We start from the raw sequence: 12,780 nt of genomic DNA, 5'->3' as shown, positions 1-12,780 counted from the left end.
GTTTGCCTGGGGCGCGACGGAGAAGGGACGGGGTATCGCCTATGGAGATGGATCAGAGCAAGAAGCGACGCACAATGATCTTGTATGTCATCATCGGCATACTTGTCATCGTGTTGCTCAACACGCTTGTCGCCCCCAACCTGGGGCAGGGCAAGGTCGAAAAGGTCTCCTATACCGACATGGTTCACATGGTCGATGCCGGGGAGATCGAGGAGTTCAACTACAACGTCTCGACGGGCGAGATGACGTTCTCCGCCAAGCAGGGAGAGAACGGCGAGCTCAAGTACTACGCCACGACGTACTGGCCCGGCGACGACAACCTGCTGCCGAGCCTGTACAACTCGGGCGCCAAGGCGTCAACGCAAGTTGTGAGCTCCAATGGCGGAACGGCCATGCTCGTCTATCTGCTGACGTTCTTCCTGCCGCTGTTCATATTCATCGGCTTCGGCTGGTGGATGAACCGCAAGCTCAAGAAGCAGATGGGCGACGATAACCCCTCGATGAGCTTCGGCGGCTTCGGCATGACGGGGCTGGGCAAGTCGGGTGCCAAGATCGTAGCCGAGAAGGAGACGGGCGTCACGTTCGCCGATGTTGCCGGTCAGGACGAGGCCAAGGAGCAGCTCACCGAGATCGTCGACTTCCTCGACAAGCCTGAGCGCTACGAGGAGATCGGCGCAAAGCTGCCGCGCGGTGCCCTGCTCGTCGGCCCTCCCGGCACAGGCAAGACGCTGCTCGCCAAGGCTGTCGCAGGCGAGGCTCACGTGCCGTTCTTCTCCATCTCCGGCTCCGAGTTCGTTGAGATGTTCGTTGGTCGCGGCGCTGCCAAGGTCCGTGACCTGTTTAAGCAGGCCAAGGAGAAGGCGCCCTGCATCGTGTTCATCGACGAGATCGACACGATCGGTAAGAAGCGCGACACGGCGGGCTTCTCGAGCAACGACGAGCGCGAGCAGACGCTCAACCAGCTGCTCACCGAGATGGACGGCTTCGACAACCACAAGGGCATCGTCGTGCTCGGCGCCACGAACCGCCCCGAAACGCTTGACAAGGCCCTGCTGCGCCCCGGGCGCTTCGACCGCCGCGTACCGGTCGAGCTGCCCGACCTCAACGGCCGCACGGCCATCCTCAAGCTGCACGCCAAGAACGTGAAGATGGCGGGCCCCATCGACTTCGGCATCATCGCGCGCTCCACCTCTGGCGCGTCGGGCGCCGACCTCGCCAACATCGTCAACGAAGCTGCGCTGCGTGCCGTGCGCGAAGGCCGCAAGGGCGTCATTCAGGAGGACCTGCAGGAGTCGGTCGAGGTCGTCATCGCCGGCCAGCAGCGCAAGTCCATGGTCATATCCGACGAGGAGAAGCGCATCGTCTCGTATCACGAGATCGGCCACGCCATCGTCGCCGCCAAGCAGAAGGGCACAGCCCCCGTCACGAAGATCACGATCGTGCCGCGCACGTCGGGCGCGCTCGGCTACACGATGCAGGTCGACGAGGACGAGAAGTTCCTGACGACGGAGAAAGAGGCTCGCGAGAAGCTTGCCACGCTGTGCGGCGGACGCTCGGCAGAGGAGCTCGTCTTCAACTCGGCGACGACGGGTGCGGCTAACGACATCGAGCAGGCCACGAAGCTCGCGCGCAACATGATCACGCGCTTCGGCATGAGCAAGGAGTTCGGCATGGTGGCGCTCGGCACCGTGAACAACCCTTACCTCAGCTCGGACACGACGCTCACGTGCTCCGACGGCACGGCGCAGCGCGTCGATGACGCCGTCGTGGCGCTTGTCGAGGATGCCCACCAGACGGCGCTGCAGATCCTGCGCGAGAACATGTTCAAGCTGCACGAGCTTGCCGCCTACCTGCTGCGCAAGGAGAGCATCACCGGAGACGAGTTCATGGCCATCCTCAACGACACCGGCCAGGCTGGGTCCACGCCTCAGGCATAGGGCCACGTGTGAGGGCGTTGCACTTGTGTTGCACGCGCCGATGTAAGATTGCGGGGTGCTTGCAGTCGAACGCAAGCACCCCGCTTGCGTTTATATTCAGCCTGATGACACAGGTTGAGCACCCTGACGCGCCATCGTTACGTTACGATGACACATGTCGTTTCCGATCGAAGAGAGGAGCGCACGGCCTATGCCAGCGCACATGGCGCATATGGAGCAGCGTCCTGTTCCGCAGCCGCAGAGCCACCGCGCCCTGCGTATTGCCGGCATCACGGCGGGTGTCGTTCTCGCCCTCCTGGTTATCGCCTATGCAGCCGGTTGCATCTTCTTCATGGGTCGCCTGTGGCCGAACACGCACGTCGACAACATTGACTTCTCGCTCAAGTCGCGCGCCGAGGCCCTCGACGAGCTCGCGACGATGTCGTCCGACCTTACGATGCGCGTGAGCGGGCAAAACGTCGACTTCACGCTGACGTCGGCCAACGCTGGCCTTAGCTTTGACACACAGGCTGCTGTCGAGCAGATGATCTCGCACGTCTCTCCCTGGCAGTGGCCCGTACAGATCGGCCTCATGCACGACGAGAGTGACGTCGTGTCGACGTCCTTCAATCGCGACCTCATCCAGGCCGCCGTCGAGGCCGCCATCGCCCCGTACAACGCGACGGCCAGCGATCCCGTCGATGCGTCCGTGGCCTACGACCCCACGTCGATGTCCTACGTCGTGCTGCCGGGTGCGCTCGGCACGAAGCTCGATCCCGTCGCCGTGACGGACGCCATCGTGGCGGCCCTGTCGAACGAGAGCGAAAGCGCGACGCTCACGAGCGACGTGCTCGTGCGCCAGAACATCACGGCGGACGATCCCACGCTGCAGCAGAGCGCGGCGACGGCAAACTCCTATCTCGGCGCGAGCTCGAACCTTACGGTCAACGGCACGGTCGTGGCGACGATCAACGGCAATCTCGTGAAGGACTGGCTCGTCTTTAACCCGGACGGCACGGTCGCGCTCGACGACGCGCGTCTTGTCGAGTGGGTCAACGCCCTCGAGGCACAGATCGATGACGTGGGAGGCACACACACGTACACACGTCCCGACGGCAAGGTCATTACGGTATCGGGCGGCACGTACGGCTGGATCACGGACGGCGCTGCCATCGAGCAGCTCGTGCGCGACACGATCACGAACGCCGTTGTCGGCGACCAGGAGCTGCCGTTCAAGCAAACGGCTGCCGTCTATAACCCCGGCGGCCAGGTGTGGGGCGCGCGCTACGTCGACGTCGACATCTCGGAGCAGTACGCCCGCTTCTACGACTACGATGGCTCGCTCATCTGGGAGACACCTGTCATCACGGGCGCCACGTTCGACGACCGCGAGACGCCGACGGGTGTGTACACGCTCAACAACAAGGCGCTCAACCAGACGCTCATCGGCAAGGCGGACCCAGTCACGGGCGAGCCCATCTACCGCACGCCTGTAACGTACTGGATGCCGTTCATCGGCAACGCGGTCGGCCTGCATGACGCGAGCTGGCAGAGCTCGTTTGGCGGCACGCTCTACACGACGGAGGCGGGAAGCCACGGCTGCATCAACCTGCCTCCGGACAAGGCGGCAGAGATCTGGGACCTGATACAGATCGGCGACGTTGTCATCACGCACTACTGATCTGTAGGTAGCGTGGGAAGGGCATTGTGACGAATGCCTTTCCCGCCCTGGTCGGTATGATGCTTTCCAAAGCTGTGATGGGGACGAGTAGGTTGGGTTGCGCGGCCTTGAGCGAGCGGGGATGGTGAGAGCCCGCGGTTGCGTCCGACTGAACATCACCCCGGAGCTGCGGCCCCAAAGGAGGCGATACCAGTCTCCGAGTAGGCGTCGCCGGATTGGCCGCCGTCACATGGCCAGCCGAGTATGGCGGATGTCCGCTCGCTGGGTGGTTCACACACGAAGTCACCGCTCCCGCTTATCGCGAGAGCATCACGGCGCTTCGTCCCAGCAAAACGGGACGGGGCGCCTTTTTCGTGCGGGACGCCTCGGCAAGAACGCGTGTAAGAGGAAAGGAAGCAAGGGTGTCCAGCGACTACAAGCACACGATGAACCTGCCGAAGACAGACTTCCCCATGCGCGCCGGCCTCGCGAAGAGCGAGCCTGGCCGTCTGGAGCAGTGGCGTGAGAACGACGTCTATCACCTCGCGCTCAAGAAGAACGAGGGCCACGAGAAGTTCGTGCTCCACGATGGTCCGCCCTACGCCAACGGCCCCATCCACCTGGGCCACGCGTTGAACAAGATCAGCAAAGACATCATCAACCGTTACTGGATGATGCAGGGCCGCGAGGTTCCGTTCGTCCCCGGTTGGGACTGCCACGGCCAGCCTATCGAGCACAAGGTCGAGGAAAAGCTCGGTACCAAGAAGTTCAACGAGACGCCTGTTGCGCAGATCCGCGAGATGTGCCAGCAGTTCGCCGTCGAGAACATCGATCTGCAGCGCCAGGGCTTCCGCCGCCTGGGCGTGCTTGCCGACTGGGACAACCCGTACCTGACGCTCTATCACCAGCACGATGCCGCCGACATCGAGGTCTTCAAGGCCATCTTCGACAAGGGCGCCATCTATCGCGGCCGCAAGCCTGTGCACTGGTGCAAGCACTGCCACACGGCTCTCGCCGAGGCTGAGATCGAATACGGCCCCGAGAAGGGCGCGTCGCTGTTCGTCGCCTTCGAGTTCGTCGACCGCCCCAAGGGCCTCGAGGCCTTCGATGGTCCCGTCGACGTCGTCATCTGGACGACGACCCCCTGGACGCTGCCGGCCAACGCCGGCGTCGCGTTCCACCCCGAGGCAGAGTACGTTGCCGTCGCCCATGACGGTCGCGCCGCCGTCATGGCACGCGCCCTCGTCGAGCGCGTGTGCGGCAAGGCCGGATGGGAGCCCACGCTCGTCACGAACGCCGATGGTACGCCGTGGGCGCTGCCGGGCGCCGCGTTCGAGGGCCTGACGTACAAGCACCCCATCTTTGATGGCGTCACGGGTCGCTGCATCTATGCCGACTACGTGAGCCTCGAGGACGGCTCTGGCTGCGTCCACACCGCTCCTGGCCACGGCGTTGACGACTACAACGCCGGCGTGCGCTTCGACCTGCCCATTGTCATGCCTGTCGACGACGACGGCCGCCTGTACAAGGGCGACGAGTATGGCAAGGGCGGTCCGTTCGGCGGTCTGGACACCGACGAGGCCAACCCCAAGATCATCGCGTGGCTGCAGGAGCGCGGCACGTGCGTGGCGGTCGGCACGCTCGAGCATAGCTACCCGCACTGCTGGCGCTGCAAGCAGCCTGTCATCTTCCGCGCCACGGACCAGTGGTTCGTGTCCATGGACAAAACGGGTCTGCGCGAGGAGGCCGGCCACATCATCGACAACGAGGTGACGTGGTACCCGGCGCACGCCTCGAAGCGCATCGGCGCCATGGTGGCGCAGCGTCCCGACTGGTGCATCTCCCGCCAGCGCAACTGGGGCGTGCCCATCCCGAGCTACACGTGCGCTGACTGCGGCGAGAAGGTCATGAACGACGCGACGCTCGACGCTGTCATCAAGCTGTTCCACGAGAAGGGCTCCGACGCCTGGTTCACCGACGAGCCGGCCTCGTATCTGGGCGACGCCTGCACATGCCCTGCGTGCGGCGGCCACAACCTCAAGGCCGACCGTGACATCCTCGACGTGTGGTGGGACTCCGGCGTCTCGTGGAAGGCCGTGTGCGAGGGCCGTCCCGAGCTCGTCTACCCGTGCGACATGTACCTCGAGGGTTCCGACCAGCACCGCGGCTGGTTCCAGAGCGCGCTGCTCACGAGCGTCGCCGCTAACGGCGTCGCGCCCTACAAGGCCGTCGTGTCCCAGGGCTTCACGCTCGACGGCCAGGGACGCAAGATGTCCAAGAGCCTTGGCAACGTCGTCGACCCCAACAAGATCTGCGACCAGCTCGGCGCCGACATCATCCGCCTGTGGGTCGCCTCTGTCGACTCGTCCGTCGACGTAGCCTGCGACGACGAGATCCTCAAGCGCACGAGCGACGCCTATCGTCGCTTCCGCAATGTCATGCGCTTCCTGCTGTCTGAGCTGTACGACTTCGACCCCGCGACCGACGCCGTCGCCGTCGAGGACCTGCTGCCGCTCGACGCCATGGCGCTGGCACGCATGTGCGAGGTACACGACGCGGTGAGCGAGGCCTATGCCGGCTATCGCTTCAACGTCGTCTATCGCACGCTGTACGACTACGTGGTGACGGAGCTTTCTAACGTCTATCTCGACGCGCTGAAGGATCGCACGTATTGCGACGCGCCTGCCTCGCGCGAGCGTCGTAGCGCCCAGACCGTCATGGCCCAGATGCTCTCCATGCTCGTGCATGACCTGCAGCCCGTCCTGGCGTTCACATGCGACGAGGTCATGGGCTTCCTGCCCGAGGCGCTCAAGGAGGGCCAGACATACGCGGCTCTGCTCGACTGGTATGTCAACCCGCTGAGCCGTCCCGACGAGGAGCGCCTGCTCGAGGGCTATCGAACGGCGCTTGCTGTCCGCGACGTCGTGACGAAGGCACTCGAGGACGCCCGCGCTCAGAGCGTTGTCTCCAAGAGCCAAGAGGCTGCCGTCACGGTCCGCGCCCCGCAGGCCACGGTTGACGCGCTGGCTGCCGGCGGCGCCGACCTCGCCGAGTTCTTCATTGTGGCGCGCGTCGACGTCCTCGTTGGCGAGGGCGACGACGTCACAGCGGACGTTGCCGTTGCCCAGGGTGAGAAGTGCCCGCGCTGCTGGAACGTGCGCGAGCTGGGCGAGGACGGCTTGTGCGCGCGCTGCCACGATGCCGTGCACGCCGCCGAGGTCACCCAATAGTGACGCCTCGCGCGTCTCATAGAACGCTTCCGACCAGGCGCTGGGTCCTTGTCGCCTTCGTGGTCCTCGTCGTCGCTATTGTGGCGCTCGACCAGGCCACGAAGGCGGCAGCCCGCGCCTGGCTCTCTGCGGGCGACGGTGTCACGCTTGTGCCCGGCGTCGTCGAGCTGACGCTTGTGCGCAACGTCGGGGCGGCGTTCGGCGTGCTGGGCGGGCACATCGGTGCCTTCGTCGCCTGTGCCGTCGTCGTCGTTGCCGTGTGCGTCGCCTGGCTTGCGCTGGCTCGGGGGCACACGCGCCTCGAGACCGTCGCGCTCGGCATGGTGTGCGCCGGGGCGATCGGCAACGTCATCGACCGGCTCGCCCTCGGCTATGTTACGGACATGATCAGGCCGCTCTTCATTGATTTCCCGGTATTCAACGTGGCGGACATAGCTATCACCTGCGGTTTCGTGCTGTTCCTCGGAGCAGTCATCTTTGGGAGCGGCGCGCTGGGATCGCGGGCGGGTACACAGGACGACGAGAGCGCAAGCGGACAGGAGGCGGGCCGATGAGTGACACCGTGGCGTGCGACGCACCGTATGAGGAAGACGACGAGCTCACACTTGGCGACGCGTCCCGTCACTGCGAGGGACCGCGCTCAACGTATCGCGTCTTGGTCGATGCAGAGGCCGACGGCCGTCGCCTTGATGCCTTCCTCGGCGCCCAGACGCCCCTGGCGAGTCGCAGCCTCGCGGCGCGCCTCATCGAAGGCGGAGACGTGCAGGTCAACGGCGAGGTACAGGACTGCAAGCGCTTCGTCGTGCACTCAGGCGATCGCATCGAGGTCCTGCTGCCGCCTACCGCTCCCCAGTCCGTCACGCTGGAGCCGCAGCGCATCCCGCTGGATATCCGCTACGAGGATGACCACCTCATCGTGCTTTCAAAGCAGCGCGGTCTCGTCTGCCACCCCTCGCCGGGCCATCCCGACCACACGCTCGCAAACGCCTTGCTGTTCCATTGCGGCGCGTCACACCTCGGCACGCTGCAGGGCGAGGACCGCCCCGGCATCGTGCATCGCCTCGACATGGACACGACGGGCCTCATGCTCGCCGCGAAGGACAACGACACGCAGGCTGCTCTTCAGGACGCGATTCGACTCCGCTCCGTTGACCGCCGATACGTCACGCTCGTGCAGGGCTACATCGCTCCGGACACGGGCATTGTCGACGCCCCCATCGCCCGCAGTACGCGTGACCGCCTGCGCATGGCCGTCTCGGAGGACCCGCTTGCCCGCCAGAGCGTCACGACGTTTTCCGTACTCGAGCGCTTCGAGGCAGGGCGGCGCGACGATGGTTACACGCTGCTCGAGTGCAAACTGTTCACGGGGCGCACGCACCAGATCCGCGTGCACATGGCCTATATCCACCACCCCGTCGTGGGCGATCAGCTCTACGGACGAGGCTCGGAGGCTGCCAACCTGGGTCTGGACCGCCAGTTCCTCCACTCGTGGAGCCTTGCGTTCGACCATCCCGTCAGCGGGGAGTCCCTAGGATTTATCGATCCGCTGACCTATGAGCTGCAGGAAGCACTAGAATCGTTGGATGGTCGCTCCATGGGGCGCACCGAGCGCGGCGTCGAGGTTCTCAGCGCGCTCGAGGCCGCAGCGGAGCAGGATCGCTATTGGTAGGTCGCCAAAACGCCGCGCGGCCCGATGTCGATCCAACGTAGGGCGGCCGGCGTGCAGGCGCGCGCCTCGGTCGCGAGGGCGGACAACGAGCAGAGAGGCGAGTCGGCGCCGTATGGAGATCACCCCCATCTTCGTCTTCAACCTCATCATCTTCCTTTTCTTCCTCTTCGCGTTCTTCTACCAGATCGTCTACATCCTCGTTGCGCTGCGACGTCATCATGCGCCGGACCACGAGGCAACGACATTGCATCGCTACGCGTTCGTCATCTGCGCTCACAACGAGGGCCTTGTCATCGGCGAGCTCGTTGACTCCATCAAGGCGCAGGACTACCCCAGCGAGCTCATCGACACATACGTGTTTTGCGACAACTGCTCGGACGACACGGCAGCTCGGGCTCGCGCGCATGGGGCCATCGTGTACGAGCGTCCTTCGGGCGGCCAAGTCGGCAAGAGCTGGGTCATGGACTACGGCCTCGAACGCATCATGCGCGAGAAGCCCGGAGCCTACGAGGGTTTCTTCGTTTTTGACGCCGACAACGTGCTCACGCCCTCGTACGTGCGCGAGATGAACAACGTGTTCGACGAGGGCCGCTACGCTGCGGTCACGAGCTACCGCAACTCGAAGAACTTCGACTCGAGCTGGATATCGCGGGGCTACGGCATCTGGTTCCTGCGCGAGGCGACCTACCTCAACAACGCGCGCATGATCCTGGGCACGTCGTGCGCCATCTCGGGCACGGGCTACCTCATCTCGGCGCGCGTCATCGAAGCCATGCGTGGCTGGGATTTCCACCTGCTGACGGAGGACATCCAGTTCTCCATATTCTGTGCCCTGCACGGCCTGCGCATCGGCTATGCCCACAAGGCTATGTTCTACGACGAGCAGCCTGTGACGTTCTCGGCGTCCTGGAAGCAGCGCATGCGCTGGACGAAGGGCTTCTACCAGGTGTTCGTGAAGTACGGGCCAAGCCTTGTGCGTTTCCGCTCCCAGAAGGCCACCGTCGTCGGAAACGACGCCTCGGGGGATGCGGCCGTGTCCAAGCAGCGCCATCGTGGCGGGTTTGCCGTCTATGACATGCTCATGACCATTGCGCCCGCCATGATCCTCACGCTCGTCTCGGCATCGGTTAACGGCATCTACCTCATCATCGGTCTGCTGTTCCCCGGCTTTGTGACGCCGTATGAGACGCGCATGTGCCTCGGGTCGTTCGTCATGACGTTCGTGAGCTTCTACGTCGTGTTTCTTGTCCTGGCGCTGCTCACGACCATCACGGAGCGCAAGAACATCCACGACACGACTGGTCATCTCATCTGGAACCTGTTCACGTTCCCCGTCTTCATGCTGAGCTACGTGCCCATCGCCCTGGCTGCTGCCGTGAAGAAAGTCGACTGGGTCCCGACGCGCCACACGATCTCGAAGTCCCTCTCTGACATCAATTCCGACTAGCGCCGCAAGGAGCCAGCTCATGATCACGAACACGTCTCCGTCTGCCGATATCGCGTGCGGAAAGGCGCTTTCTCAAAAGACGGGCGTCCTGCTCGTCACGACAGGCTCTCCCACGGCACCGACACCGCAGGCCGTGCACGACTATCTCGAGGCGTTCCTCTCCGACAAGCGCGTCGTCGACTTGCCGCCCTGGCAGTGGCAGCCTATCCTGCGCGGCATCATATTGCCGCGCCGCTCGCCGAAGAGCGCCAAGCTCTATGAGGACATCTGGATGGGGGAGGGTTCACCGCTCACGGTGTACACGGAGCGCCAACGCGCCGGCATCCAGGCGGGCCTCGTGGCAGCCGGGCATGCAGATGTGCCGGTCGTGACAGCCGTGCGCTACGGTGAGCCGTCCATTCGCTCCGGCCTGGGCAAGCTGCTCGACGAGTACGGCGTCGGTCGCGTCATCGTGTTGCCGGTCTACCCGCAATACGCGTCGGTGACGAATGGCACGATGGCCCAGGAGGTCCTACAGGTTCTGTGCGAGCGCAAGCGCATCCCGGGGCTCGACTTCATCGACTCGTTCTGCTCGGACGAGGGCTATCTGGACGCCCTCGCGGCCAACGTCGCCGCGCACTGGACGTACGTTGACGACGGCCGCCATGCCATCGTGTTCACATATCACTCGACGCTCGTTGCCGATGTCGAGGCGGGCGACGTCTATCGTGCTCAAGCGGAGCTGACGGCCCGCGAGGTGGCCCGGCGCCTCGGCATCCCCGAGCACGCCTGGCATATCGGCTTCCAGAGCGTGTTCGACAAGCGCCCTTGGCTCGGCCCGCTCACGGCAGAGGACGTGCTGCCCAGGCTTGCCGCAGAAGGCGTGACGAACGTCGCCGTCTGCGCCCCAGGCTTTACATGCGAGTGCCTCGAGACGCACAACGACATCGACGTCGACCAACGCGGCGTGTTCGAGTCCCTCGTGCCCCAGGGATCGTTCACGTACGTTCCCTGCCTCAACGACGACCCGGCCTTCCTGAAAGCGCTCACGAACCTCGTGCTGCGCCACCTTGTATAAGAGGTTCCTTCAACCTGCCGGGTCGACGGGTATGTCATCCGGCGCTTCCACATTGCATTCGCGTGCCGTGGCCATCGGAGGAACGTGGGGTATTTCGTCCGCCGCGAGTTCCGCAGTGCATAAAAGAGGGGCGGAAGTTGCGTTCCTATCTTTAGGATACGCAGCTTCCGCCCCTCTGCATGTGCGGGACGAGGACTGTCTGAGCGCCGGATGAATTACCCCACGGTCCGGCTGGTCAGGAAGACGGGCTAGAGCACCTTGCTCAGGAAGTCTTGCGTGCGCTTCTCCTTGGGGTGGGCAAACAGCTCGGCAGGGGAGCCCTGCTCGACGATGTTTCCTCCATCCATGAACAGGACGCGGCTCGCGACCTCGCGCGCAAAGCCCATCTCGTGCGTCACGACGACCATCGTCATGTTGTCCTGCGCAAGCTCGCGCATGATCCCGAGGACCTCGCCGACCATCTCAGGATCCAGGGCGCTCGTGGGCTCGTCGAACAGCATGACCTTCGGGCGCATCATGAGCGAGCGGGCGATGGCGATGCGCTGCTTCTGGCCGCCGGAGAGCTGGCTGGGATAGGCGTCTGCCTTGTCGGGCAGGCCGACGCGCTCAAGCAGGCGCTTCGCCTCTGTCTCAGCCTCCTCTGCGCCCATGAGCCTGAGCTTCGTCGGCGCCAGTGTGAGGTTGCGCTTCACGGACAGGTTGCTGAACAGGTTGAAGTGCTGGAACACCATGCACATCTGGCGGCGCACGGCGTCGACGTCAACGTGGGGGCGCGTGATGTCCTGGCCGTCGAACACGATCTGGCCCGACGTCGGCACCTCCAGCAGGTTCAGGCAGCGGAGGAACGTCGACTTGCCCGAGCCTGACGGCCCGATGATGACGACCTTCTCGCCAGGGGCTATGTGCTCGCTGACGTCATTGAGCACCACGTGGTCGCCAAACGCCTTGACGAGGTGATTAACGGTAATCACTTTGACGCAGCCTCCTCTCGATGGCGCCGAACACGAACGATAGGATCATGACAAGCGCCAGGTAGATGAGGGCGATGGCCACGAACGGAATGAGCGCCTGGAACGTGTTGCCCTGGATGATCATCGCGCCCTTCGTCAGGTCCTTCAGCCCGATGACCGTGACGATGGACGTCTCCTTCATGAGCGTGATCGCTTCGTTGCCCAGGGCGGGCAGGATGTTCTTGAACGCCTGGGGGATGATGACGCAACGCATGGTCGTGGCGTACGACAGGCCGAGCGAGCGGCCGGCCTCCATCTGGCCCGAGTCAACGGACATGATGCCCGAGCGCACGATCTCGGCCACGTAGGCGCCTGAGTTGAGGCCGAATGTCACGACGGCGCACGCGATCATGTTCGGCTGCGTCGCACGCGCCGAGGCCCACACGACGAACCACATGATGAGCAGCTGTACCATCGTCGGCGTGCCGCGGATGACCGTGATGTAGACGACGGCTACGGCGTTGAAGAACCCGAGGATGGGGTTCTTGCGCCGCCCGGGCTGCTGCTGGTCATGCGCCGATCGGATGATGGCCGCCAGCACGCCCAGGATGAGGCCGAGTATGCAGGCGAGCGCTGCGACCTCGAGCGTGACGACGATGCCATTCAGGAAGTACGTGTAGTTGTCCTGATAGATGAATGTCTGGTAGAAGCCCTGCTGGATGGTCTGTATGAACTCTTCCACAGGCGCACCCCTTTCAAAAGAAAGGGTCAGGTGACCACGAAGCTCACGGCCGCCCGACCCTTCGTCCTATCCCGCACGACGTAGCCCGCCGGAAGCGACGGGAGAAAGT

Annotated in this window: 9 protein-coding genes; 7 read left to right on the top strand and 2 right to left on the bottom strand. The window is 64.2% G+C overall.

Translation table 11 applies throughout. The features are described 5' to 3' along the window. Positions 1 to 41 precede the first annotated feature (41 nt). The 7 genes from ftsH (at position 42) to hemH (ending at position 10,979) form a co-directional block, all read left to right on the top strand. Positions 42 to 1,937 carry an ATP-dependent zinc metalloprotease FtsH gene (gene ftsH, locus KHZ24_01220; GenBank protein ID MBS5449824.1) on the top strand — a complete coding sequence of 632 codons (1,896 nt, stop codon included), beginning with the start codon at positions 42 to 44 and terminating at the stop codon, positions 1,935 to 1,937. A 202-nt stretch (positions 1,938 to 2,139) separates the two neighbouring features. After that, positions 2,140 to 3,597 (top strand): L,D-transpeptidase family protein, encoded by a 1,458-nt coding sequence (locus KHZ24_01215; protein ID MBS5449823.1) that lies wholly within the window; start codon positions 2,140 to 2,142, stop codon positions 3,595 to 3,597. Between the two features lie 401 nt (positions 3,598 to 3,998). Continuing rightward, positions 3,999 to 6,806: an isoleucine--tRNA ligase gene (gene ileS / locus KHZ24_01210; protein MBS5449822.1), complete on the top strand. Its 2,808-nt coding sequence runs from the start codon at positions 3,999 to 4,001 to the stop codon at positions 6,804 to 6,806. Positions 6,807 to 6,865: 59 nt separating this feature from the next. Beyond that, the gene (lspA, locus tag KHZ24_01205) at positions 6,866 to 7,360 is read left to right on the top strand and encodes a signal peptidase II (protein MBS5449821.1); all 495 of its coding nucleotides are present in this window, start codon (positions 6,866 to 6,868) and stop codon (positions 7,358 to 7,360) included. Beyond that, positions 7,357 to 8,475: an RluA family pseudouridine synthase gene (locus tag KHZ24_01200; protein ID MBS5449820.1), complete on the top strand. Its 1,119-nt coding sequence runs from the start codon at positions 7,357 to 7,359 to the stop codon at positions 8,473 to 8,475. Before lspA ends, KHZ24_01200 begins: the two co-directional genes overlap by 4 nt. A gap of 112 nt (positions 8,476 to 8,587) precedes the next feature. Further along, a complete protein-coding gene (locus tag KHZ24_01195) occupies positions 8,588 to 9,922 on the top strand; it encodes a glycosyltransferase family 2 protein (protein ID MBS5449819.1) in 1,335 nt (444 codons plus the stop codon). Positions 9,923 to 9,941: 19 nt separating this feature from the next. After that, a complete protein-coding gene (gene hemH, locus KHZ24_01190) occupies positions 9,942 to 10,979 on the top strand; it encodes a ferrochelatase (protein MBS5449818.1) in 1,038 nt (345 codons plus the stop codon). Between the two features lie 248 nt (positions 10,980 to 11,227). Here hemH and KHZ24_01185 read toward each other — a convergent pair whose 3' ends face one another. Continuing rightward, entirely contained in the window at positions 11,228 to 11,950 is a 723-nt protein-coding gene (locus tag KHZ24_01185) for an amino acid ABC transporter ATP-binding protein (GenBank protein ID MBS5449817.1), read from the bottom strand. After that, positions 11,937 to 12,659, bottom strand: coding sequence for an amino acid ABC transporter permease (locus tag KHZ24_01180; GenBank protein ID MBS5449816.1), 723 nt, complete (start codon positions 12,657 to 12,659; stop codon positions 11,937 to 11,939). The genes KHZ24_01185 and KHZ24_01180 overlap by 14 nt, the downstream gene beginning before the upstream one ends. Between the last annotated feature and the right edge of the window lie 121 nt (positions 12,660 to 12,780).

The organism is Coriobacteriia bacterium (genome assembly GCA_018368455.1).
Taxonomy (GTDB): domain Bacteria; phylum Actinomycetota; class Coriobacteriia; order Coriobacteriales; family UMGS124; genus JAGZEG01.
Note: the sequence above shows the minus strand (reverse complement) of the source record. Positions and strands in the feature narration are given on the sequence as shown.

What these genes read in the sequence shown, in the direction of transcription:
- hemH (MBS5449818.1), top strand. Translation starts at nt 9,942, where the DNA reads ATGATCACGAACACGTCTCCGTCTGCCGATATCGCGTGCGGAAAGGCG.
- KHZ24_01215 (MBS5449823.1), top strand. Translation starts at nt 2,140, where the DNA reads ATGGCGCATATGGAGCAGCGTCCTGTTCCGCAGCCGCAGAGCCACCGC.
- KHZ24_01195 (MBS5449819.1), top strand. Translation starts at nt 8,588, where the DNA reads ATGGAGATCACCCCCATCTTCGTCTTCAACCTCATCATCTTCCTTTTC.
- ftsH (MBS5449824.1), top strand. Translation starts at nt 42, where the DNA reads ATGGAGATGGATCAGAGCAAGAAGCGACGCACAATGATCTTGTATGTC.
- KHZ24_01200 (MBS5449820.1), top strand. Translation starts at nt 7,357, where the DNA reads ATGAGTGACACCGTGGCGTGCGACGCACCGTATGAGGAAGACGACGAG.